The 22424-nt window shown below is 71.9% G+C and carries 24 protein-coding genes; 11 read left to right on the top strand and 13 right to left on the bottom strand.

Annotated features, from left to right (window positions below; all coding sequences use genetic code 11):
• Nucleotides 1–19: 19 nt before the first annotated feature.
• Nucleotides 20–1075: a hypothetical protein gene (locus OHT01_RS37965; RefSeq protein WP_328557653.1), complete on the bottom strand. Its 1056-nt coding sequence runs from the start codon at nucleotides 1073–1075 to the stop codon at nucleotides 20–22.
• A 291-nt stretch (nucleotides 1076–1366) separates the two neighbouring features.
• Here OHT01_RS37965 and OHT01_RS37960 point away from each other — a divergent pair, with 291 nt between their 5' ends.
• The 3 genes from OHT01_RS37960 to OHT01_RS37950 all read left to right on the top strand — a co-directional run bounded on the left by OHT01_RS37960 (nucleotide 1367) and on the right by OHT01_RS37950 (nucleotide 4451).
• Nucleotides 1367–1840 (top strand): carboxymuconolactone decarboxylase family protein, encoded by a 474-nt coding sequence (locus OHT01_RS37960; protein ID WP_328557652.1) that lies wholly within the window; start codon nucleotides 1367–1369, stop codon nucleotides 1838–1840.
• Nucleotides 1841–2017: 177 nt separating this feature from the next.
• The gene (locus OHT01_RS37955; protein ID WP_328557651.1) at nucleotides 2018–2941 is read left to right on the top strand and encodes an RNA polymerase sigma-70 factor; all 924 of its coding nucleotides are present in this window, start codon (nucleotides 2018–2020) and stop codon (nucleotides 2939–2941) included.
• 223 nt (nucleotides 2942–3164) lie between these two features.
• A complete protein-coding gene (locus tag OHT01_RS37950) occupies nucleotides 3165–4451 on the top strand; it encodes an MFS transporter (RefSeq protein WP_328557650.1) in 1287 nt (428 codons plus the stop codon).
• Between the two features lie 114 nt (nucleotides 4452–4565).
• On the opposite strand, the gene OHT01_RS37945 is transcribed toward OHT01_RS37950, so the two are convergent.
• Nucleotides 4566–5405 carry a virginiamycin B lyase family protein gene (locus OHT01_RS37945; RefSeq protein ID WP_328557649.1) on the bottom strand — a complete coding sequence of 280 codons (840 nt, stop codon included), beginning with the start codon at nucleotides 5403–5405 and terminating at the stop codon, nucleotides 4566–4568.
• Between the two features lie 553 nt (nucleotides 5406–5958).
• Between OHT01_RS37945 and OHT01_RS37940 the strand changes: the two genes are divergently transcribed.
• The 3 genes from OHT01_RS37940 (at nucleotide 5959) to OHT01_RS37930 (ending at nucleotide 7749) form a co-directional block, all read left to right on the top strand.
• The gene (locus tag OHT01_RS37940; protein ID WP_328557648.1) at nucleotides 5959–6216 is read left to right on the top strand and encodes a hypothetical protein; all 258 of its coding nucleotides are present in this window, start codon (nucleotides 5959–5961) and stop codon (nucleotides 6214–6216) included.
• A 59-nt stretch (nucleotides 6217–6275) separates the two neighbouring features.
• Nucleotides 6276–6833, top strand: coding sequence for a pyridoxamine 5'-phosphate oxidase family protein (locus OHT01_RS37935; RefSeq protein ID WP_328557647.1), 558 nt, complete (start codon nucleotides 6276–6278; stop codon nucleotides 6831–6833).
• A 175-nt stretch (nucleotides 6834–7008) separates the two neighbouring features.
• Nucleotides 7009–7749 carry a VOC family protein gene (locus OHT01_RS37930; protein WP_328557646.1) on the top strand — a complete coding sequence of 247 codons (741 nt, stop codon included), beginning with the start codon at nucleotides 7009–7011 and terminating at the stop codon, nucleotides 7747–7749.
• 60 nt (nucleotides 7750–7809) lie between these two features.
• On the opposite strand, the gene OHT01_RS37925 is transcribed toward OHT01_RS37930, so the two are convergent.
• The 3 genes from OHT01_RS37925 to OHT01_RS37915 form a co-directional block, all read right to left on the bottom strand.
• Nucleotides 7810–8724 (bottom strand): helix-turn-helix domain-containing protein, encoded by a 915-nt coding sequence (locus OHT01_RS37925; RefSeq protein ID WP_443043494.1) that lies wholly within the window; start codon nucleotides 8722–8724, stop codon nucleotides 7810–7812.
• A 174-nt stretch (nucleotides 8725–8898) separates the two neighbouring features.
• Entirely contained in the window at nucleotides 8899–10041 is a 1143-nt protein-coding gene (locus OHT01_RS37920) for a winged helix DNA-binding domain-containing protein (protein ID WP_328557645.1), read from the bottom strand.
• A 101-nt stretch (nucleotides 10042–10142) separates the two neighbouring features.
• The gene (locus OHT01_RS37915; protein WP_328557644.1) at nucleotides 10143–10961 is read right to left on the bottom strand and encodes a DUF427 domain-containing protein; all 819 of its coding nucleotides are present in this window, start codon (nucleotides 10959–10961) and stop codon (nucleotides 10143–10145) included.
• A gap of 226 nt (nucleotides 10962–11187) precedes the next feature.
• Here OHT01_RS37915 and OHT01_RS37910 point away from each other — a divergent pair, with 226 nt between their 5' ends.
• The 4 genes from OHT01_RS37910 (at nucleotide 11188) to OHT01_RS37895 (ending at nucleotide 12924) form a co-directional block, all read left to right on the top strand.
• Nucleotides 11188–11628, top strand: coding sequence for a GNAT family N-acetyltransferase (locus OHT01_RS37910; protein ID WP_328557643.1), 441 nt, complete (start codon nucleotides 11188–11190; stop codon nucleotides 11626–11628).
• Nucleotides 11629–11784: 156 nt separating this feature from the next.
• Entirely contained in the window at nucleotides 11785–12207 is a 423-nt protein-coding gene (locus OHT01_RS37905; RefSeq protein ID WP_328557642.1) for a pyridoxamine 5'-phosphate oxidase family protein, read from the top strand.
• Between the two features lie 161 nt (nucleotides 12208–12368).
• Nucleotides 12369–12725, top strand: coding sequence for a PRC-barrel domain-containing protein (locus OHT01_RS37900; RefSeq protein ID WP_328558405.1), 357 nt, complete (start codon nucleotides 12369–12371; stop codon nucleotides 12723–12725).
• 25 nt (nucleotides 12726–12750) lie between these two features.
• Nucleotides 12751–12924: a hypothetical protein gene (locus OHT01_RS37895; RefSeq protein ID WP_328557641.1), complete on the top strand. Its 174-nt coding sequence runs from the start codon at nucleotides 12751–12753 to the stop codon at nucleotides 12922–12924.
• A gap of 91 nt (nucleotides 12925–13015) precedes the next feature.
• Here OHT01_RS37895 and OHT01_RS37890 read toward each other — a convergent pair whose 3' ends face one another.
• From OHT01_RS37890 to OHT01_RS37880, 3 genes are read right to left on the bottom strand one after another with little or no spacing between them, the layout of a single operon-like run.
• On the bottom strand, nucleotides 13016–14518 hold the full coding sequence (locus tag OHT01_RS37890; RefSeq protein ID WP_328557640.1) for a pyridoxal phosphate-dependent decarboxylase family protein: 1503 nt from the start codon (nucleotides 14516–14518) through the stop codon (nucleotides 13016–13018).
• Nucleotides 14518–15882, bottom strand: a complete 1365-nt coding sequence (locus OHT01_RS37885) for an MFS transporter (RefSeq protein ID WP_328557639.1) — start codon at nucleotides 15880–15882, stop codon at nucleotides 14518–14520. The genes OHT01_RS37890 and OHT01_RS37885 overlap by 1 nt, the downstream gene beginning before the upstream one ends.
• Nucleotides 15879–16541, bottom strand: a complete 663-nt coding sequence (locus OHT01_RS37880) for a TetR/AcrR family transcriptional regulator (RefSeq protein ID WP_328557638.1) — start codon at nucleotides 16539–16541, stop codon at nucleotides 15879–15881. The genes OHT01_RS37885 and OHT01_RS37880 overlap by 4 nt, the downstream gene beginning before the upstream one ends.
• A 362-nt stretch (nucleotides 16542–16903) precedes the next feature.
• Here OHT01_RS37880 and OHT01_RS37875 point away from each other — a divergent pair, with 362 nt between their 5' ends.
• Nucleotides 16904–17644 carry a DUF4142 domain-containing protein gene (locus tag OHT01_RS37875; protein WP_328557637.1) on the top strand — a complete coding sequence of 247 codons (741 nt, stop codon included), beginning with the start codon at nucleotides 16904–16906 and terminating at the stop codon, nucleotides 17642–17644.
• Nucleotides 17645–17677: 33 nt separating this feature from the next.
• Here the strand turns inward: OHT01_RS37875 and OHT01_RS37870 are convergent, their stop codons facing one another.
• The 5 genes from OHT01_RS37870 to OHT01_RS37850 all read right to left on the bottom strand — a co-directional run bounded on the left by OHT01_RS37870 (nucleotide 17678) and on the right by OHT01_RS37850 (nucleotide 22403).
• On the bottom strand, nucleotides 17678–18331 hold the full coding sequence (locus tag OHT01_RS37870) for a nitroreductase family protein (protein WP_328557636.1): 654 nt from the start codon (nucleotides 18329–18331) through the stop codon (nucleotides 17678–17680).
• Nucleotides 18328–19227: a hypothetical protein gene (locus OHT01_RS37865; protein ID WP_328557635.1), complete on the bottom strand. Its 900-nt coding sequence runs from the start codon at nucleotides 19225–19227 to the stop codon at nucleotides 18328–18330. The genes OHT01_RS37870 and OHT01_RS37865 overlap by 4 nt, the downstream gene beginning before the upstream one ends.
• A 119-nt stretch (nucleotides 19228–19346) precedes the next feature.
• Nucleotides 19347–20330, bottom strand: a complete 984-nt coding sequence (locus OHT01_RS37860; protein ID WP_328557634.1) for a ScbA/BarX family gamma-butyrolactone biosynthesis protein — start codon at nucleotides 20328–20330, stop codon at nucleotides 19347–19349.
• Between the two features lie 10 nt (nucleotides 20331–20340).
• Nucleotides 20341–21285, bottom strand: coding sequence for a nucleoside-diphosphate kinase (locus tag OHT01_RS37855; protein ID WP_328557633.1), 945 nt, complete (start codon nucleotides 21283–21285; stop codon nucleotides 20341–20343).
• Nucleotides 21282–22403, bottom strand: coding sequence for an SDR family oxidoreductase (locus OHT01_RS37850; protein ID WP_328557632.1), 1122 nt, complete (start codon nucleotides 22401–22403; stop codon nucleotides 21282–21284). Before OHT01_RS37850 ends, OHT01_RS37855 begins: the two co-directional genes overlap by 4 nt.
• Between the last annotated feature and the right edge of the window lie 21 nt (nucleotides 22404–22424).

Genomic DNA, 22424 nt, shown 5'->3' with positions numbered 1-22424 from the left:
TTCGACGCCCGACCTCGCCTCAGCCCCGGCCTGGTCCGCTGCCGGCCCACTGCGCGGCCCGCACCGTTCCCTCCAGGATGTCCCGTTGGGGCAGCCGAAGGCCGAGTGCGTCGTCCAGTGCGTGGAAGTACAGCGCGAACTCGCTGGTCACATCGGGGTGTTCCAGCTCGGCGCGGCGTATGGCCCGGTTGAGGAAGTCGAGCTCCCCGCCCCGGTAGTAGGGGGCGCGACCACGGTCGTACCAGATCAGTTCCAGTATCCCCCAGTCGTCGTCGACACGGCGGCCGTCGCGCGTGTAGTCGAGGGTGTAGATGGCCTTCGCGGCACAGGCGCTCAGTCGTACCGTCTCCGTGACCCCGAGCCGGGCGAGAGCCGCGCTGTCGGCGCGGATGCCAGGTGGTGTCTCGTGGTACATCAAGAACGCCCAGTCGCCCGTTCGCCCGAAGCAGACGCTCTCCCAGTCGTCCTGGCCCGGGTTGTCCATGCCGCGAAGGTCACGCAACCGTGTCCCGGCGGCGAGGTGTCCGGGGTCGGCTCCATGGAGCAGGGCTATCCGTTCGGCGTCGATCCCCTCACCTCGGAAGAAGTTGAGCTCGGTGTAAGGGTCCTGGTCCTGCCAGGTACCGGCGATCCAGGCGAGGCCTTCCAACGGGTCGCGTCCGCACGGCTGGGCCGACCGGTCACCGTCCACGCCGCCGCTGCGGAACCGACGTCCCCACGCGGGGTCGATGCGGTCGAGCATCTCGGCCTGTCCGGTGACGAGGTTGGCGACCGGTCCTTGGCCGGGGGAATGCGCGGCGATGTGCTCGGCCAGGCTCCGGACCGCTGCCTCGGCCGCGTAGTACAGCACCTGGTCGAGATCCCGGGTGGCGAAGATCTCCCGGTGGGGGCTGTCGTAGCCGCGTACGGTGCCGTCCTCGTCCAGAACGAGGAACAGCTCCCCGGGATCCCCCAGGCGCCGCGTGTACTGCTCACGCGATGTGCCGGTCGGTGGAAACGTGGCGTCGTCGAGCAGGTAGGTGCCCGCGGCCAACTGGTGCCAGGCGCGCCTGAGTGATTCCTCCGTCATCCGCATGGGCGTCATTATGTGACCGGGCACTGACAACGCCGTCGCCGTCGGCGGTGAGACAACTGCCCCTGCTTGATCGGGACTTGCCTCGCTTCCGGCCAAGGCGGTGTCGCCGGGCATCACCCGGATACCGGCGCGGCCGTGGCCGGCCTCGAAGGTCCGTGAACGGCATGCGCCCGGTCGGGTGAGGCGGGGCGACGACGGGCGGACGCGGATCGCGGATCCCGTCCATGTCACAGGACGCCGGGCTGTCTCGTCTCAAGGGGTGTGACCACTGACGAGAACAGGGAGCCCCCGATGGTTTCGCGACTGGACTACTTCGCCGACCCGACCGCCGGCAAAGCCCTCAAGTACTTCATGTCGGCGGGCAGGACGCTCAAGGACTCACCCCTGCCGGCCGCGACCCAGGAACTGGTGGCGCTGCGCGTGAGCCAGATCAACGGATGCGCCGCCTGCATCGACATGCACACCAAGGAAGCCGCCGCCGCGGGCGAGAGCTCCGTGCGGCTGAACCTGGTCGCGGCCTGGCGGGAGGCCACGGTCTTCACCGAGGCGGAGCGCGCAGCGCTGGAACTGGCGGAGGAGGGGACCCGGGTCGCGGACGCGGGCAAGGGCGTCAGCGACGAGGTGTGGGCGTCCGCCGTCAAGCACTACGACGAGGGGCAGCTCACCGCTCTGGTGTTCCTGGTTTCCTTCATGAACTCGGTGAACCGGCTGAACATCATCACCCGGCAGCCGGCCGGCGCCTACGAGCCCGGACAGTTCCACTGAACGGCGTGGGCGACTGATGCCGGGTCCGGCCGCGGGCCCAGGACACGGGCCCCGGCCGTGGGGCGTGGGTGTGGGGCGTGGGTGTGGGGCGTGGGGCGTGGGTGTGGGGCGTCGACGCTCGGTGCAGGACACGGGTCAGTACGGGAAACGGGTCGAGGGAAGAGATGAGGATTCACCGTGACCAAGGTCGAGGAGTTCGAGGAGCTGCGACCGCTGCTGTTCTCGATCGCCTACCGGATCCTGGGCAGCGTGAGCGAGGCCGAGGACGCCGTCCAGGAGACCTGGCTGCGCCTCGACCGCTCGACGACCCCGCCCACCTCGGCCAAGGCCTTCCTGTCCGCCACGGTGACGCGGGTCTCGATCGACGTGCTGCGCTCCGCTCGCGTACGACGGGAGGAATACGTGGGCCCGTGGCTGCCCGAGCCGTTGCTGAGTGATCCCTACGAGGATCCGGAGCGCTCGGCGGAGCTGGCCGACTCGGTGTCGATGGCGGCTCTGCTCCTGCTGGAACGGCTCAGCCCGCTGGAGCGGTCGGTGTTCGTGCTGCGGGAGGTGTTCGCGTTCGGGTTCGACGACATCGCCACTGCGGTGGGGCGCTCGGAGGCGGCGTGCCGGCAGTTGCTGGTACGGGCACGGCGGCACATGGAGGCCGGACGACCGCGGTTCGAAGCTGACCGTCAGGAGCGGCAGGAGCTGGCGGCACGGTTCTTCGACGCGTTGCGGGACGGTGATGTGGGCGCGCTGCGGAATCTGCTGGCCGCCGACGTGCAACTGGTCGGCGACGGCGGCGGCAAGGCCCCGCGACTGGCCCGGGACGTCGTCGGCGCGGACAACGTGGCCCGGCTCCTCGCCTCCGTCTTCCCGGCCATGGCCCGCGTCGAGGTGACGTTCGAGCAGCACGAGGTCAACGGCCAGCCCGGCGCGGTCTTCCGTGCCCCGGACGGCAGGATCCTGCACACCCTGGCCCTGGACGTGCTCGACGGGCGGATCCGGGCGATCCGCTCGGTGATCAACCCCGACAAGCTCGGGCACCTCGGGCCGGTCGCCGACGTCTGGGCCGTCGACCGCGAGGTGAGGCAGGCCCGCCGGCGGATGCGTTGATCGTCGTACGTGCGCCTGCCGGGGCGGACTTCGACCGGATTCCGCTCGCGCGGATGACGTCGAGTCCGTCGTTCGTGGGAGGCCCTCTGCACCGGCACCGACACCGATCGTGCCACGCGCGCGACGGGGGCGGCAACGGTGGGCCCAAAACGATTCGCCCTGGCCAGAGCGCACCGGTTACCCTGCGCGACGTGAACGATCCCCGCGCCTCCCGCCGACCCTCATGAGTCTCGCCCGAACTCTGATCGATGTCCGGCCCCTTCGTACGTCCCCCGCCTTCCGTCGGCTGCTGTTCGGCCGGACCGTGTCGACGCTCGGCAGCTTCATGACCATGGTCACCGTCATGTACCAGGTCTGGGACATGACACACAGCACTGTCTGGACGGGCGCCGTGGGCCTGGCGCAGGCATTGCCGATGACCGTGTTCGGGCTGTTCGCCGGTTCATGGGCGGACCGCGGCGACCGTCGGCGGATCTACCTGCTCGCCACCGTCGGCCAGGCGGTCGTCTCCCTGCTGCTCGCGGTCCAGGGGTTCACGGGGCACGTTCCGGTGCTGGGTGTACTCGGCCTGGTCGCCGCGCAGTCCTGCTGCTCGGCGGTCGGCGGTCCGGCGGCGGGCGTGTTCGTGCCGAGGCTGCTGCCGAAGGACCAGGTGGCGGCCGGGCTGGCGCTCCAGCAGGCCACCGGCCAGGCGATGATGCTCGTGGGTCCGGCGCTCGGCGGCATCCTGCTCGGCTGGGTCGGCATAGGCCCCTGCTACCTCGTCGACGCGCTGTCCTTCGGGCTCTCCTTCTACGGAGCGTTCGGCCTGCCCGCTCTGCCGCCCGAGGGGGAACCGTCCCGGGCCGGGCTGCACGGGGTGCTGGACGGCGTCCGCTTCCTGGCCGGACACCGGACGGTCCGCGGAGCCCTGATCACCGACCTCGCCGCCACCGTGCTCTCGATGCCGATCAGTCTCTTCCCGCTGGTCAACGCCGAGCGATTCGGCGGCAGTCCGCGCACCCTCGGCCTCTTCCTGTCCGCGCTCGCCGTCGGTGGCATCACCGCGTCGGCGCTGTCCGGCCCGGTCACAAGGCTCGGGCGCCCCGGGCCGTTGATGCTCTGCGGTGCGGGCATCTGGGGGCTGGCACTCGCGGCCTTCGGCCTGGCGCGCGACCCGTGGACCGGGTTCGGGCTCCTGGTCCTCGCCGGGGCCGCCGACGCCGTCTCGGTGATCTCGCGCAGCACGATCGTGCAGACCCACACGCCGGACGCCCTGCTGGGCCGGGTGACGGCGGCCGAGCAGATCGTCGGCCACGCCGGCCCCAACCTCGGCAACCTGCGCGGCGGCCTCGTCGCCGGCTGGACCTCGGGGGTGACCGCGCTGGTCAGCGGCGGGCTTCTCTGCCTGTTCGCGGTCGTCTGCGTCGGCGCGAGGACACCGGAACTGCGCGGCGGATCCGTCCCCGAGCCCTACGCCGACACCACGGCACTCCAGCCTGCGGGCGGCCCCCTGCCGAAGGGACCGTGAACCGGGCGGCCACGCGCCGCCCGGCCCCCCGCCAGTCCCTCCGCCCACGCGGCGCGCCCGGACCGCGCGACGCGGAAGGGCGCCGCTCCCTCGTCCCGAGCGTGATGTCCGGTGTCACCTGGGCCGCTTGTCGACCGGCGGGAACGCGAGACCGGTCGGGGTGTTGAGGCCGGAGACGGGAAGCGTGGTCTGCCCTCCGCCGGCCTCCCGGACTCGTACCACCCGGTTGTTGAACCCATCGGCCACATAGAGGCTGCCGCGGCCGTCCAGGGCGAGGCCCAGCGGATCGCTCAGACCGGTGGTGGGCACTGTGCTCTGCCTGCCACTGCCCGCGGACACCTTCACCACGCGGTTGTTACCGCTGTCCGAGATGTACAGGTCCCCTGCGGCGTTCAGCGCCAGCCCGGTCGGCTGGGACAGGCCGACGGTGGGGACGGTGCTCTGAGCGCCGCCCTTCGCGGCGATCCTCACCACCCTGTCGTTGACGAAGTCGGAGATGTACAGGTCCCCGCCCCTGCCCAGCGCCAGGCCCCAGGGATGGAGCAGCCCGGTGGTGGGGACGGTCGTCTGGTCGCTGCCGTCGGAGGGGATCTTCACGACACGGTCGTTGAAACTGTCGGCGATGTAGAGGCTGCCTCCGGTGCCGACGGCGAGGCCCAGCGGGCGCGACAGGCCCACGGTGGGAACGGTCGACTGCTCCCCACCCTTCGCCTGCAGCCTCACCACCCTGTTGTTTCCCGTGTCGGAGAGGTACAGATCGCGGGCGGCGTCCCACGCCATACCGGTCGGGCGCACCACACCGACCAGGGGGACCGTCGTCTGACCGCCCCCGTCCGCCGGCAGTCTCAGCACCCGGTCGTTGCCGTAGTCGGACACGAACAGCGGCGCTCCGGTGAGTGAGTCACCGTTCCCTTGTGCCGCGCCCGCCGGACCGGCGGGCAGTGCGCAGAGCACGAGGACCCCCATGACCGCGGCCAGCCGCCCGGCCCAACCCCCTGCGTGGCCGCCGGCGCGGCCACCAGCGGGTGAAGCCTTGCTCGTTCGTGATTCCGTCTTCCTGCACTTCACGGTCGGCCCATCTGTTCTGGTCGGTCGGCAGGTCGCCGAACCGTCCTGCGGATACGGTTGCCGTCACTCAGGCCTGGAGCGGTACCGCGGGTGTGTCGGGCGCCCGTCCGGAGGCGGGACGCCGTCGTGCCCTGCGGCACCGCCCGGATCGGCGGCACGATCGATGCCTTCCCCCTCGGCACGGCACGTCCCACCGCCGTCGCCCGCTCGGCCGACGGCTCGATGTACCGCTCGGCGTACTGCTCCGGGGCCTCGGCGCCGGGCGGCGCCACAAGGACTGCGCGGCCGCGCAGCCGCGGCAAGGAAACCGGACGGTGCCCCGGGTTCGTCGGCGATTCCCTCGGGACGCTCCTCGGGCTTCCGGCCGACGGACCCGGTGCGCGAGACCCACCGTGCGCCTGCGCGACGGGCGGCCGGAGAGGCACTTAAATACCGGAGCATGACTACCGAGTCCCAGCGTTTCACCGTCTTGCTGGTCCCCGAATACCTTGAGAACAGGGACGCCGCGTCCGTGCAGGACTCAGCCGTGCGATCGGCGGTCGTGGAGGCGACCGGCGAGACGGGTGAGACCGGTTATCCCCGCTACGCCGGGGACGGGATCGTGGCCGACATCGACCCCCGTACGCGCACGGTCGAGGCCGTTCTGGTCGACGGCTCGGAGCTGGACTACGGGCTGAACGCCACCGTGGCTTCCTGACCGGACGGACATCCTGGAACAGCGACAGGTCGTTGTCAGGTGGAGGAAGGGAGTTCGTCATGCCCGCGCAGGAACCCGCAAGGCAGCCCGTCACCGAGCTGGATGCCCGATACAGCTCCGCGTTCCAGCCCCGCCCGGGTGCCGCGGAGGTCACGGCCACCGAGTGGGCCGAGGCCCAGCGGCAGATGGAGGCCGCAGAGATCTTCTGGGTGTCGACGGTCCGGCCCGACGGCCGGCTGCACGTCACCCCTGTGATCGCCGCCTGGCACGACGGAGTGCTGTACTTCTCCACCGGCAGGGGCGAGCAGAAGGCGAAGAACCTCGCCCAGGACGCACACTGCGCGCTGACCACCGGCGGGAACTCGCTCACCGAGGGGCTCGACCTGGTGATCGAGGGCAAGGCGGAGCCGGTTGCCGATCCTGCGGTCCTGGAAGCGGTGATCGCGGCGTACGAAACGAAATACGGTCCGCACATCACCTCCCCGGAAGGCACCTTCCACGGGATCGGGGACGCCTTCCGCAAGGGAGACGTGATGGTGTTCGCGGTGGCCCCGGCGACGGCGTACGGCTTCGGTCGCGACGACGGGGTCTACTCCCATACGCGGTGGGCGTTCTGAACGGTGAACGGAGAGGCCCGCACGAGGCTGTGGGTGTGACCGGGGCGCGGCGTGCGGGTCCGATGTCCGCCCCGGACAGGTCCACAGCCTCGCGGACCGTTCGAGTCGATCTCTGCTCGGCGACGACACCCGCGGGTGTCGTCGCGGCCGTCGCGGCGTGCGTAGGGTCGTCGGCATGACACTGCGACCCGTTCTGGTGAACATGAAGGCCCTTGACGACGCGGCGGTCGGCCGGTTCTGGGCGGGCGCGCTCGGCTGGCATCTCGCCGGCGAGGAAGCGGGCGCGACCGCCGTCAAACCCGCCGGCTTCGACTGGCTGGACCCGGTCGGACTCTGCGTCGATGTCATCGCCGTCCCGGAACCCAAGTCGACGACGAAGAACCGTGTGCACCTCGATCTCGCCACCACCTCCGCTGCGCATCAGGCGGAGTTGGTCGCGCGCCTGACGGCTCTCGGCGCGACGCCCGCCCATGTGGGCCAGGGAGATGTGCCGTGGACGGTCCTCGCCGACCCGGAGGGCAACGAGTTCTGTGTGCTGGAGCCCCGGGACGTCTACCGGGACACGGGGCCGATCGCCGCGGTGGTGGTCGACTGCGTGGATCCGCGGGCCATGGCACGGTTCTGGGGTGAGGCGATCGGCTGGACCCTGCACGAGGTGACCGACGATCACGCGGTGTGGCGCTCCGCCAAGGGGGTCGGCCCGTATCTCGAGTTCCTCCGCACGCCCGGCGTGAAGACCGTGCCGGACCGCGTCCATCTCGACCTGGTCCCGGACCCCGGTGACGACAAGGCGGCGGAGGTGGCCCGGCTGCGGGCCCTCGGCGCGACCGACCTCGACGTCGGCCAGGGCGACGTCCCGTGGACGTGTCTGGCCGACCCCGAGGGCCACGAGTTCTGCGTCCTCGCCCGGTCCTGACACGAAGCATTGAGAAGGGTCTGCCTCCCACCGGGGTACGCGGTGGGAGGCAGAACCGAATCAGCCCGCCTGGCGGGCGAGTTGATCGTCCAGTGCCGCGCAGAGCCAGTCGTGGATGGTCCCGGGGGTGGGTTCCGACGGGCCGATGATCTCCCCGGTGAGTTTCCAGTAGTGGTCGATGCGCGGGTCCGCGGCCAGCACCCCGCTGAGCGCACGGCGGAAGGCGGGTGTGTCACGTGCGCCGCGCGAGCGGGCGTAGGCGGAGACGAAGCAGTCGAGTGCCTCACCGCCGTGCGGTGGCCGCTCCGCCCGCAGCAGCGGCGAGGCAAGCGCGTACGCCTCGGTGAGACCGTCGTAGAGCACGGCCGGGCGGCCTCCGTCCGGCCGGTGTGCCGCGGGCCGGCCGTTGTCGGGGCCGGGGCAGGGGGCGGTGACGAAGGCGTGCAACCGGGTGAAGGCAAGTACCTGGACCGGCGTCGGGCCTTCGGGGAGTTGCGGAACCGCGTGTTCGACGATGGAGGAGACAAGCCGGGCCGGAAGGCGTGGCGGCAGCCAGCGCCGCCAGAAGCGCGCGAGCGCCGCCGTGCTGGGCGGGACGGACACGGCCCCGATCAGCCGCAGCCGCTCCGCGCGTTCCTCGGGGGGACAGTCCCGCAGTAGTCGGAGGGCCGCCTCCTGCCAGCGCAGGGCGGCCAGGCGTGAGCCGACCTGCCGCAACTGCCGCGCGACGACGTCCTCCAGCGTGTCCTCCTCGTCGAGGACACGGCCGACTTCGGGAACCGGCAGGTCGAGGGTACGCAGGGAGCGGATCAGGTGGAGCCGGTCAAGTGCCTCGGGGCCGTACCGGCGGTGGCCGCCGGTGCTTCGGACGCCTTCGGGCAGCAGACCGCGATCCGAATAGAACCGGACCGTCTTGACGGTGACACCAGCACGCTCGGCGAGCTCGCCGATGCTCCACATGCTGTCAGGAGACACGAACCTGAACCTCCCTCAGGGGGATTCCCACCGTACCGGCGAGGGGCCCCGCGACCACAGTCCGTCGGGATCAACGGCACCCGGTATCGGTCGCCCCTCGCGCCGGGGCGTCCGGCGGAGGACTGTCCGCACCCCTCCTTGTCACCAGGTCGACTCGGCGGCCCCGCCTGGCTGTCAGTCCCTGACCATTCTGCTCTCGGCACCGGGAATCCCCTTGTCCCACCAGTGCCAGTAGCGCCGGTAGACGAGTGGATCCCGGTCGGCGAGCAGTGCCGTCAGTTTCTCCGCCTCGGCGGTCAGGCCTTGCCACGCTGTCTTTCCGAGTTCGTGGAAGGCGGTCAGTTCAAGGCCGCCCTCGACCGCGCGCCACACTCCGGCGACCTGTCCGTCGACCAGCAGGGTGGGCAGGATGTCGCCGTTGCGCCGCACGACCAGCGGCCGGTATTCCCTCGGCATGACCCGGCCGGGGAGCGCGTGGGCGAGCAAGGTGCTGTCCCACATCGGGAGCAGCCTCGGGGGCGCGTGGGCGTCCTCGCCGGGTACGGTGGCGCCCTCCAGGTCGAACAGGGCGGCGCGGTCCGGACCTTGTACCCGGACCACCTGGTCTCCGAGCTCCCGCAGCGCCTGGGTGACGACCGCGCGCCCCAGCAGGGTGAACCGGGCGAAATCCTGGGCCGACGCGGGTCCGAACGCCCTCAGGTAGCTGAGCAGCAGGCGCCGCACCCCGGCCGCCTCCGCGTCCTGTGGCGCGGATCCGGAGGTGGCCGGGGAGGCGATGTAGGTGTTCGGCTGGGTGAACGACCAAGGGCCTCCGGCCGGCACGTGCTGGACCGGCGCGTAGGTCCGCAGCGCCCACCACAGCCGGCGCGCGTGCTCACCGAGCCGCCCGGCGAGGTCTGCTTCCACCTCGGCGCCCGTGTGGGGTCGCGCCAGGATCTCGGCGAGTCCTGGAAGCAACCCGTCGGCGTCGGCGTCGGTCAGCTCCGTCGAGGTGTAGCGGCGGTCGTACAGGCGGGACGCCCGCAGGCTCCTCACCATGGCGGCGTAGAAGGGTGCGTGGTCCTCGGCGTGGACGGCGTGCAGCGTGATCCTCATGAGGGTCGCCTTCACGATCCGGCGATCCGTGAACGCGGCGTCGAGATCCCCGGGCACGAAGTCCTGGACGCGGTTCCACAGAGCCAGGTACGGCGAGGCCGGCGCCTGCGCCTGCAGCGCGCAGAGCCGACGAACCGCCTCCGCCACATCGACACGTCGGCGCTCCAGCAGGAACTGACGGTCCAGGGTGGCCAGAGCGAGCTGTCGCGCGGTGAGGATCACGCCCGGATTATCCCGCCCCCGGCCCGGCTCACCGCGCAGGTACTCCATCGCGGCACGCAGTGGTCACCGGCATCGGCCTGCTCATGGCCGAAGCAGGGCCGTCAGCTCGATGGCGGCTGCTGCGACAGCGTTCTGGTGAAGGGCGTGACCGGACGCGCCAGGCTCTCACCGTCCACGGTGATGTCGACCGCCTCGTTGTAGAAGGCCAGGAGATCCCTGATCGCGCCCACCGCGGGCAACGGCTGCGGGTAGCTCCAGACGATGTTCCGCGGAACGCCGGCCGTGCCCCGCCACGACCAGTACTCGGCCGTGCCCTTGTAGGGGCAGCCGGTGTGGTGGTCGGTCGGGACGAACAGTTCCAGACGGACGTCCTCGCGCGGGACGTAGAACCGTGTCGGCAGTCCTGTTTCGAAGAGCAGGACCGGACGGCGGGTGTCGGCGACGAGTGTGCCGTCGATCTCGACCCGGACATGGCGGCTGCTCGGCAGGGCGTCCACCCGTTTGTGCGGGTCGCGCGGGTGGATGAAGATCTCTTCCTCCTCCTCGTACCAGTGCTCCAGGCCTCGTCCCGCGCGCCGGAACCACTCGAAGGCGATGTGACCGGCCAGGTCGGCGGCGGCGAACGTCCAGGCCGCGTTCTCCAGCAGCTCACCGTCGAGATCGAGATCGTAGAAGATCCGCGATCCGGTGTGCGTGCCGGTCAGGGGATTCCTCGCGGGGCGGAGCAGGTCCTCGCGGACCTCCTCGCGCGGGAAGGCGTACAGCGGCACCGGCACCTCGGGCTCCCATACGAGGACGGGGTGTCGGCTGTCCACAACGGTGACCTCGCCCTTGCGGCCGCGTACCCAGCGATCACTTGGCTCCCAGAGAAGGCCCTCCGGGGTTGTCCGGACTGCTCGCGAGGTGGGGAATGTGGTCATGACCGGCTCTCCTTCGGATCGCGTACGCGGTGACTCCGGCGTGGGGCAGGTGGTGGAGTGCGACAGGGGGTGAGGCGGGACGGGGGTGACGTGAGGCAAGGGGGGTGCGAGCGGGGCTCGGGGGCATCGCCCCCACGTTGCCAGGGGCGAGGGACACCCGCAGGTCCCGTCCAGGTCCCCTGCCCCCGCGTCGGACCCTTCAGGCGTGCGCGGTAGCGTGATGATCATGGTGGATTGGGAACTTCGGCCGGCGTCGCTTCGCGATGTGGAAGAGGTGGCCGAGTTGCGTGCCGTGGTGATGCGGGCGGATCTGGAACGGCTCGGGCGGTACGACGCGCACCGCGTACGGCAGCGGCTGCGGGACGGATTCGACCCGGCCCACACCTGGGTGATCGAGGTCGGTGGCGCGTTCGCGGGCTGCGTGGCCCTGCGCCCGGAGAACGACGTGCGCTGGTTCGAGCACTTCTACCTGGCGCCCCGTCTGCAGGGGTGCGGGATCGGCTCGGGCGTGCTGGGCGAACTGTTGGAGCGGTGTGACCGTCTCGGCGTCCCGGTCCGGTTGAACGTACTGCGGGGGAGCCCTGCCCGACGGCTCTACGAGCGGCACGGGTTCACGGTCGAGACCGAGGACCCGGTGGATGTCTTCATGGTCCGTGGGCCCGGCTGACGGGCGCCGGAACGGCTTCCGGTGGAGCGGGCGGAACGGGCGGGCGAAACGGGCCCCGTTCCTCGCGCCGTCACGCCGGTGGGTCCCGGCCGGTCGGCCCTCGTGTAGGGCCGACCGGCCCTACACGGCCCTGGCCCGCGCGGGGACGATGGATGGATGTCCCAGGACGACGCCCTTCACGAACTCGACCGGCGGGAGTGCCTGCGCCTCCTGGCCAAGGTCCCGGTCGGCCGCGTGGTGTACACCCGGCAGGCACTGCCCGCGGTCCTTCCCGTCAATTTCTGCCTGGACACGGACAACTCCGTCCTTCTCTGCACCTCCTCGGACTCGGACCTCGTCCGCGCGATCGACGGAGTCGTGGTCGCCTTCGAGGCGGACGAGTTCGACGCGGAGACCCGGTCCGGCTGGAGTGTGGTCGTGACCGGACGCGCCGGGGTCATGACCGATCCCGCCGAGCACGAACGGCTGTCGCAGGTCGGTCCGAGCTCTTGGATACCCTCGCGGAACGCGGTTTTCGTGCGGATCGACTCCGATATGGTCACCGGCCGCGACCTCAGGGGAGTACGCGGCGCGGTGTGACGGCTCGTCCGTGTTCCGCGGGGCCCAGCGGCTCGTACCAGCCACGGCGCCAGGCACGGCGTGACGAACACGTGTGCCGCTCGCCCGTCCTGGGCACAACACCGGAACCACCAGGGCATCAGACCCGCGATCGGGGGTACCTCCCCCTGTGGAGGTACATGATGTTCGAGGCAGGCGACATCCGTGAATGGCGTGGTCATGACGTGCTGGACCCCGGTGGGCACAAGATCGGCACCCTGGAATCCGTCTACGTCGACACGGCCACCGACAGCCCTTCCTTCGCCACCGTGACCGTGGGCCTGCCCACGCGCCGTCGCCTGGTGTTCGTACCCCTGGACCACGCGACCGTCGGACCGGGCTATCTGAAGGTCGCTCACGACAAGAACCTGGTGAAGAAGGCCCCGTCCATCGACACGGACGGCGTGCTGCCCGCGACGGACGAGCCGGAGGTCTTCGCGCACTACGAAATCGAGTACACACCGGGCGTCAAGGGCGAGCGCCGTCTCGCCCGTCGCTGATCGCCGAACGCCGCCGGGAGAGCCCATGAGCCTGTTCCTGTTCCTGATCCTTGTGGCCCTCGTCCTGGGCATCATCGGATTCGCCGCCCATGGGCTGTTCTACCTGCTGATCATCGGCTGCCTCGTCCTGGTCGCCGACCTCGCCTACGCCGGAGTGCGCTTCCGCCGCGGCGGCCGGAAACAGCGCGTCGCCCGGTGAGCCCGGCAGGCCCGGATGCCGGACGGCACACGATCCGAACCTGCCCTCGCGACCCGGCGGGACGCCCGCCCCTCGCCGCCTTCGGCCCTCCTCAGCCGCCCAGGTACGGGCTGTAGAGCGCGGACAGGAAGCGGGTGACGATGACCTCGCGGGTCGCCGCCGGGAGGGCGTCCAGGAGGCGGTTGACCGGGGCCATCCGGGCCGCGTTCTCGCCGGTCAGGTCGACACCGGCGGCGGGGAGCAGCGCCGCGAAGGACGCGTTGTCGAGTTCGGTCAGATCCACCTGCTGGAGCAGGTCGACGATGTCCGCCGGGGGTGTCGGGGGCCCGAGCGGACGGACGATGCCGACGCAGTCGCGCAGGACGGTGAGCAGTTCCTCGACGCCGTGTTCGCTGACTCCGGTGAGGGTCAGATGCAGGTTGGCCGGGAGGCCGTCGAGGCTGAGCTGGGGCTGGAGGAAGAAACCCCGGGCGCGGGTCTCGTCGGCGAGGGCGAAGAGGTCGAGCGGGGTCTCGTCGGCCGGGTCGGTGCCGATGGCGACGAGGGTGGCCTCGGGGGTGCCGAGGACGGTGAGGCCGTCGATGGACCCGACGCCATCGATCAGTCGCCGGGTCGCCGCCAGCGCGGCACGGCCGAGTTCGCGGTAGCCGTCGGCGCCGAGGGCCTGCAGCGTGGCCCATGCCCCGGCGAGGGGTCCGGCTCCCTTGCTGCTCTGGATCGTGGAGTTGACGACGCTGTAGCCGGGCCAGGCGGCGCAGGCGTAATAGGCGTTGAGGCGCAGTGCCTCGTCGCGGAACAGCAGTACGGAGGCGCCCTTGGGGGCGTAGCCGAACTTGTGCAGGTCGCAGGAGAGCGAGGTGACACCGGCGACGGAGAGGTCGAAGGGCGGGACGGGCGCGCCGGCCTCGGCGAGCCAGGGCAGCAGCCAGCCGCCGACGCAGGCGTCGACATGGCAGGGAATGCCCCGGGCGGCGGCGTCGGCGGCTATCTCGGCGACGGGGTCGATGACGCCGTGTGCGTAGGACGGAGCGGAGGCGACGACGAGGACGGTGTTCTCGTTGCAGAGCGCGGCCATCGCGGCCGGGTCGGCGCGGTAGGTCTCGGGGTCGACGGGTGCGCTGCGGACGGTGACCCGCAGGTAGCTGCCGGCCTTGTGGAAGGCGGCGTGGGCGGTGACCGGGACGACGATCTCCGGGGCGAGGACATCGGGGCGGGCGTCCCGGGCGGCCTTCACCGCGAGAATGATCGACTCGGTTCCGCCGCTGGTGAAGATGCCCGGGGTGGTGTCGTCGCCGCCGAGCCGGGCTGCCGTCGCGCCGACGACCTGGCGTTCGAGGGTGACGATGCTGGGGAAGGCCGTCGGGTCCAGGCCGTTGACCTCCATCATCGTCAGGTAGGCCCGTTCGGCGGCTTCGCGGACCTCGGGACGGCCGCTGTCGTAGACGTAGGCGGTGGTGTGTCCGCCCCGGGTGGGCAGGTCGGCGGCGGTGAGGACGGTGAGTTCGGCGAGGAGGTCGGCGCCGGTGCGGCCCGTCTCGGGCAGACCGGGGTGGGCGGCCCGCGCGGGGACGGTCGCCTGCTGGGGAGTCGTCATCAGGGGGTTTCCGTTTCTTGCGCGGCGCGGCGGCGGCCGTAGGCGCGCAGGGCAGGCAGCGAGAGCAGCATGAGCAGGGCGGGGACGAGGCTGAAGCCCAGAAGGATTCCGGTTCGCGCGGTGGCGGTCTGGGCGACCGGATGGTCCAGGGTCGAGGAGACGAAGCCGGTGGCGGCCAGGGCGATCGAGTAGGCCCCCGGTCCGGCGGCGAGGCCGACGGTCTCACCGGCCGTCCACAGTCCGGTGAACGCTCCGGACTGGACCTGGCCGGTCCTGGCCTTGTCGGCGTGCACGGTGTCGGGGAGAAGGGCGAGCGGCAGGACCTGCAGGGCCGCGTAGCAGACGCCGAGCAGCCCGCACAGTGCGAGCGTCGCGACGACCGCCACGGTGCCGCTGCCGCTGCCGGCCGCCGGGAGCAGGGCCGCCGCGCCGGCGGCGTATCCGCAGGTCGCGACCGTGAGGCAGCGCAGTCTGCCCCAGCGTCCGGCGGCCTTGGCCCAGAGCGGGACGGCGACGGCGCTGGGTGCGACCAGGCAGACGAAGAGCATCGAGGTCAGGCCGTAGCCGCCTAGGCGGTAGGTGGCGACGTAGGGCGCGGCGGCGAGCATGATCGCGACGGCGGCGGCCTGCAGCACGAACGAGGCGAGCAGCGCGAAGAACGCCCGGTTGCCGCGTGCCGTACGGAAGGCCTCGACCAGGCCGAGGGGCTCGAGTCCGGGTCGGGAGCGCACCCAGCGGGTACCGAGGGCGGGCACCATCAGGACGGCGGCGATGACAAGGCCCACGGCCACGCCCATCACTCCGTACCCCGTACGGCCGCCGCCCGCGACGCCGACCACGAGCGGGGCCGCGCCGCCCGCGACGAGGATCCCCAGGGTCAGGAAGACGATCCGCCAGACCATGATCCGGGTGCGGACGGCCGGTACGGACGACATCTCGGCGGGCAGGGCCACGTAGGGCACCTGGAACAGTGAGAAGGCGCTCGCGGCCAGTACGAAGGTGACGGTCACCCAGACCGCTGCACCCGTGCCGGTCATCGGGGACAGGAACATCGCCGCGAACGCGGCGGGCAGCGCGAGCCCGCCGGCGACGAGCAGTCGGGTCCGTCGGCCGGTACGGACGGCCTCACGGTCGCTGGCGGCGCCGACCAGGGGGTTGAAGACGGCGTCCCACGCCTTGGGCAGGGCGACCACGAGTCCGGCGATTCCGGCGGGGACGCCCAGCGCGTCGGTCATGAAGTAGAGCAGCAGCAGGCCGGGGACGGTGGAGAAGATGCCCGTGCCGACCGAGCCGATGCCGTAGACGAGGAGCCGGCGCCGGGTGAGTTCGCCGTCGGTGGCCGGGGGGACCAGGGCGGTCGTCATACGTGCCCCTGGTCGCGCGGGTCCCGGGCGGCGAGCCCGAGATCCCTCAGGACGAGGCCGCGCAGGTGGGCGCGAAAGCGCGGGACCTCGGAACGGATGCCCGAGCGGCAGAAGCCGTGCGTGCTCCAGAGCACCGTCCAGACGGTCATCTCGATGTCGGCGGGTGCGGCGGTCCCGGCGGGCAGTGCGGCCGGGACGACCTCGCGCACGGTGTCGCGGACCGCTTCGATCAGCGGGCGCGCGTACGCGGCCTCCAGATTCGCGAATTCGGCGGCGTCGGAGAGCCAGCGGCGCATCCACAGGGCCGGGATGTGCGGCTGGTCGAGACAGAAGTCCAGGTACCGGTCGACGAGGCCGGTGACGGCGGCGACCGGCTCGGTGGGCGCGAGCTCCCGGAAGGCGGCCAGCGCGTCCGTCAGTACCCGCTGCTCGGCGAGGTGGGCCCGGAGCATGACCTCCCGGTAGAGGTCCGGCTTCCCGCCGACGTGGTAGGCGACGGTGGCCATGTTCAGCCCCGCGTCGGCGGCGATCCGGCGGGTGCTGGTGCCGTCGTAGCCGTGCTCGGCGAAGAGGGTGGTGGCGGCCGCGATGATGCGTTCACGGCTGGCGTCGGCGGGCGGTGGCGCGGGGGCCGGTGTGGCGGGTGGCGAGTCGGGCATGGCGGGAGACTACGCGGACGACAGGCGCCGATCAATCGATTGATGGAGAGCAGTTCCCTTCCCCGGACCCGCCGGCCCGTCGGCCCTCCGGACACCTCGGCGCGCACCTCTGCGAAGACCTCGGCGAACACGTCGGGCGGACACCCCTACCGGGCGCCCCGGCCGAACGACCCGGCCGAACCCGCCCGTTGCCCGGTACCGGGTGGGCGCGCGGGCCGCCCATGGGAAACTTCGGCGGACCCGAGCCTCAGGGCTGTGACGCAAACCACAGGGCGTCGGGCAGATTTTACCCGGCGACATGATCACGGAGGCCCTGGCAGCCGTACCCCCTGCGATACCCGAACATCACGTCAGGAGGCATCATGCCCGTCTCACGCAACATGGCAGGAACGGTCTTCGTGGGCGGCGCCGTGGCCCTGACCCTCGCCGCTCTCGTCTACCCCACCATGCTCGGCGTCCAGACCACGTCCAGCGCTCAGACCCGCGTCATCGCGAACACCCAGTGGGGCCCGCTCACCGAGGCCGACCGCGACTTCGTCGTCAAGGTCCGCGCGGCCGGGCTGTGGGAGTACCCGTTGGGTGAGATCGCGCTGAAGAAGGGCTCGACACCGGCGATGCGGGAGGCCGGCAAGCACCTGATCGTGGGGCACGCCCGCCTCGACGATATGGACCGCAAGGTCGCCCTGCAGCTGAACATCACCCTGCCGAACCAGGCGTCTCCGCAGCAGCAGCAGTTCGTGGCGACCTCCGTGGCGCAGAACGGCAAGCAGTTCGACACGACCGCCGCCAACATCCTGCGCGTCACCCACGGCAGCATCTTCCTGGTCATCGCCAAGGTCCGGGCCACCACCGAGAACACGCTCGTGCGCAATCTCGCGAACCTCGCGAACGACACGGTCCTCGACCACATCACGATGATGGAGAAGACCGGCACCATCAACTTCGACCAGGTCCTCGCCCAGCAGAGCGCCCCGCCGACGCTCCCCAAGGACCAGCTCACGCCGCCCCCGCCGCAGCCGGGCGCCCCCCTGGTCGTCCTCACGGCGCGGCCCGACCTGAACGTGCACACGGACACCCCGACGCCCAGCCCGCAGGTCGGCTGACGGGCCCGCGCCGGCGGCTCCGCTCCGGAGGCTTCAGACGGGTCGGGCGCCCTGCCAGCCGTCGTGGTGCAGGACCTCCTCCAGCGGCAGCCGCGGGCCCGGCCGGAACGTGCCGCGCAGCGGGTGGGCCGTCGGCAGCAGGGCGCCCTGCCGGACGGTGGGCGGCAGACCGAGCAGGTCGGCGACCTCCTGCTCGCGGTCCAGGTGGACCGCCGTCCAGGCGGTGACCAGTCCGCGGCTGCGGGCGGCCAGCGCATAGCTCCAGGCCGCGGGCAGCAACGACGCCCACAGGCCGGCCTGGTTGCCCGTCGGCAGCGTTCCCTGGGCCACTTCGAGACAGGGGATCACCAGGACCGGCACCCGGTGCAGCCGGTCGGCCAGCGCACGGGCGGCGGTGAGCACGGAGCGCGGCGCCTCGGGAAGCTCCGGCAGCCGCTCCAGCGCGGCGGCGTTACGGTCGTAGAACGCGGCCCGGTACACCTCGGCCACCTCCGCGCGGATCCGCGGGTCGGTGAGCAGGATCCAGCGCCAGTTCTGCCGGTTGCTGCCGTTCGGAGCCTGCAGGGCAATGCGCAGGCAGTCCTCGACCAGGTCCCGGTCCACCGGCCGGTCCAGGTCCAGGCCGTGCCGCACCGACCGCGTGGTGGTGAGCAACTCCTCGCAGGACAGGGGAAGTTCATCGGTCACGGCAGCAGCACCGCCCGGAGGACGAGGCCCAGGTAGGTGGCCACGACAAAGCCGATGGCGGTGGGCAGAGGCCACCCACCGCTCCCGGCGGCCAGGAACCGCCGGAAGCCCCGGACGGGGAGGATGACCGCCAGGCAGGGCAGCAGCCCGAGCGGGCCCTGCGGCGCGAACACCAGCACCTGGCAGCCGACCGCGCCCGCCGCGAGGCCCGCGGTCACGACGGCGGCGCGGCGGGGGCCGAGAGCGGTCGAGTAGAAGCGGGCGCCCGGTGGTGCCTCCCAGGCGGTCTTGCGGGCGAACTCGAAGTGCAGGAGCACGCAGGCGCACAGGGCGAGCAGCGCGGGCCCCCGCCAGTCCGCGGTGACCGTCCCCGTGGCGACGAGCGACCCGTAGACGTAGCCGCCGAGCAGCAGTTGCACCGGGTAGGTGGCCGCCAGGCCGAGCAGGGGTCGTTCGCGTACCGCGGGCGACACCCGCTCCAGTACGGCGAGGAACAGTCCGTACCCGAGAACGGCGAGGATCAGCAGGGCGTCGACGGCCGAGCGGGCGCCGTTCAGGACGGTCACCACCACGGTGATCGCGGCCATCGCGCCGCGCAGTTCGGTCGCGGTGATCGCGCCGGTGACGAGCGGCCGGTCCGGGTGGTGGACACGGTCGTGGGCGAGGTCCTTCTGCTCGTCCAGCATCCGCAGGAAGAGCAGCGCCAGTACGACGGTGACGACCCGGACCCAGGTGGCGGCGGACGGACGCCAGGCCGTGCCGGACGCGGCCACCGCCGAACCCTCCAGCGTGAGGACCCACAGCAGTCCGTACGTGACGTAGACGTGCGGCCGGAACATGCGCAGCACGAAGCGGCCCAGTCGGGCGGGCACGTGCGGGACGGCGACGGTGGTCACTGCGGCCCTCCGGGTGGGTTCGTGGTGCGTGGGTTCGTGGTGCGTGGGTGCGTGTCGGTCGGGTGCGTGTCGGGTGGGTGCCTGGCGGGTGGGTGCGTGTCGGGTGGGTGGGGGCGCGGTCATGCGGCCTTGTGCGCGGTCGGTGCGGAGAGGGCACGGGCCGGTCGGACGGTGTCCGCGTCGGCGAGCCGGATCCGGGCCTCGGCGGCCAGGCCGCCCGGCTGCCGCAGGGTGCACTCGATGTCGGCGCCGGGCCGGACCGGTGCGGTCCGGCACTCCAGCGGCAGATCCATCTCGGCGAAGCGGCGGAAGCGTGCGGCCAGGGCGACGGGCAGCACGCTGGACGTGCGCACGGTCCCGGCGGCCAGGGAGGCGCGCAGGGCGAGTTGGCGGAAGGCCTCCAGCTCCAGCATCCCGGGCACGTGGTCCACCCAGTGGTCGTACAGGGTCGGATGCGTGGTCTCGGCCAGCACGCGTGCGGTGTGGGTGCCGTCGTCCGCGGCGCGCGGCGCGGAGAGGACCGTGTTGGCCGGGGCACGCCGGCCGACGAGGGCCGGGGCGACGCGTGGTCCGCGCAGGGCCACGGGGACGGCGGGCAGCCCCAGCGCGTCGCGCTGTCCGGCCCGCAGGCTCGTCCACTCCGCGGGCGGCATCCAGGAGTAGTCGATGCGGGCCAGCAGTGCTTCGCGGGCGCCGATGGTCAGCGTGAAGGCCAGCCGCAGGCCCCGCGGTCCGGTCCGGGTGTGGAACCGCTGCTCGATCCGGGCGGCGATGACCGCCTCTGTGGGGCGGTCGCGGCGGGTGAGGGCTGTCTGGTCCGGCGCCTCGAACTCGACCGCTCGCAGCAGGAACTTGTGTCCCAGGGGCACACCGAGGTAGCGGTGGGCCACGACGAAGATGCCCTGCCGGCAGGCCTCCAGCAGCAGGTAGGGATCATGCTGGGCGCGGAGGCCGAGCGTGTCGTCGTAGAAGGGGTGGCGGCGGGGGAACCGAGCGGCCAGGCGTATCTCGTCCTCGCCGTGGCGCTCGGCGTCGGTCAGGAAGATCTCCGCGACCGCGGAGCGGTGCACCAGTTGCTTGGGAAGTGTCCGGGTGAACTGCATGGGCCGCTCCTCAGCTCGGGGTGGCTCGGACGGTTTCCAGGTGGCGGCGCCAGGTGTCCGCGTCGGCGCTGTCCAGTACGGGCGCCCGGCCGGGCTGCCGCATGGGGAGCACCGTGGAGCCGACGATGACGGTGTCCCACGGGTCGAGGTCGGTCCCCCGCTCCCAGGCGGTCTCCAGCAGGGTTCGCGGGCCGGCGGCCGGGTCGGCGCCCCCGTGCCGGGACACGGCGTCGCGCAACCGGGCGACGGCGGGGTCGAATTCGAGGTCCCGGGGCTTGCTCGCGGCGTACAGCAGGCCGGTCAGTTCCCGGGCGTGCGCGGTGCGGTCCTCGTCGGCGAGGGCGGAGCGGAACAGCCGGTCGCGCGTGGTGTCGTCGAAGTGGACGGCCAACTCGCGCAGCACGTCGGCGGGTTCGTCGGGCGTGTGCGCCAGGTTCAGCAAGTAGCTGTAGCGGCCGAGGAGATGACGCAGTTGGCCGGGGCGGCGGGCGCCCGGGTCCGTAGGGCCTTTGAGCCGGGTGAGCTCGACCGACGCGGGCACGTCCAGGTCGTGCAGGGGGCGGACGAGCAGGACGAGGGCGTCGGCGTCCTCCAGGAAGAGCGCGGCCAGCCGCCTGCGGTACGGGGTGGCGAGATTCCACTGGAAGTACCACAGGGAACGGATCATCGTGCGGGTCAGCCGGGTGATCTCCGCGCCGACGATCCTGAAGCCCCGCCCGGTCAGCCAGTCCACGGCCGCGTCGAGTGCCCGGGTCACGACGGCGTCGGGCTTGAGCAGCAGCGTGGCGTGGCGGTGGGCGAAGCCGGTGATGTCGTCGGTGAGGGCGGCGAGTTGCCCGTGGCTCTCCTGGTAGTAGGTGTCGGCGCCGTACAGCCGTTGCTTGTCGGGTTGGCAGGTGAGCAGGGGGGAGACAGGTATGCCGTACGAGGGCTCGGCGGGGTGGGCGGGGGTCATCGGTGGGTGCTCCCGTCGGGTCGGGCGGCGGCCGGCTGCCTGCGCGGGGCCGGGCCGAGGTAGCCGCTCGCGAGGCAGTGGTCGAGGAGGCGGCGCAGGTAGGGGCGTCCGCCGGAGGCGGCCGGGCGGCGGCCGAAGGCCTCTGCGTGGGTGGCGTCGAAGCGGACGCGGCGCCTGAAGTAGGGGGCGTACAGGGAGACGACGCGGTCGTAGTAGGGGCGTTCCCTGCCGGGCAGGGCCGGGGCGGAGAACGCGGACGGGGGGACGAACCGCGGTACGTGGAACGACGGGTACTCGGCGAGGACGTCGGACATGTCCCGCAGGGTCAGTTCGTGGCCGACGGCGTGCAGGGTGCGGCCCTCGGCGTCCTGGAAACGGGTGGTGGCCTCGGTGACCAGGTCGGCGACGCGGTCGACCGGGACCAGGTCGAGGACGGCGTCGTAGTGGCCGGGCACGGTGCGCACCAGGCCTCTGGTGAGGACCCGGAGCACGGGATAGATGGTCTTGAAGTCGCGGACACGGCCGGTGCGGGTGGCGCCGGTGACGATGCTGGGGCGCACCACGCACACGGGCAGGCCGTCCGCCGCGGCCTTGCGGACCAGGCTCTCGGCGGCCAGTTTGCTCTGCTCGTAGTCGTTGCCGGGGCGTTGGCCGAGGTCGAGTTCGTCCTCGCGGGCGATGCCGTCGCGTTCCCCGCACACGTAGGCGGTGCTGACGTGCACCAGTGGGGTGCGGGCTGCCACGGCGAGGTCCAGGACGTGCCGGGTGCCCTCGACGTTGACGCGTTCGTACCGGTCCTCGGGGAGTCCGAAGTCGGTGAGGGCGGCGCAGTGCACGATGCGGTCGGCGGTGGCGGCGAGCCGCCGGTCGTCGTCGCCCAGTCCGAGGCCGGGGCGGGTGATGTCACCATTGATCCGGGTGAGGGTGCCGGGACCGGGAGCCAGTCTTCTGCCGTTGTTGCGTACGAGGTCGCTGTTGCGGTGCAGCAGTGCCAGCACGGTGTGGCCCGCGGCGGTGAGCCGGGCGGTCACCTCGGCGCCCACGAAGCCTCCGGCGCCGGTCACCAGCACCGTCATCGGGTCGGATGCCATCGGGTCGGACGTCATCGGCTCGGCCATCGGTGATTCCTCCGCGCGGTA

The organism is Streptomyces sp. NBC_00358 (assembly GCF_036099295.1).
Taxonomy (GTDB): Bacteria; Actinomycetota; Actinomycetes; order Streptomycetales; family Streptomycetaceae; genus Streptomyces.
The sequence above is the reverse complement of the archived record's forward strand: the minus strand, read 5'-3'. Positions and strand labels throughout refer to the sequence as shown.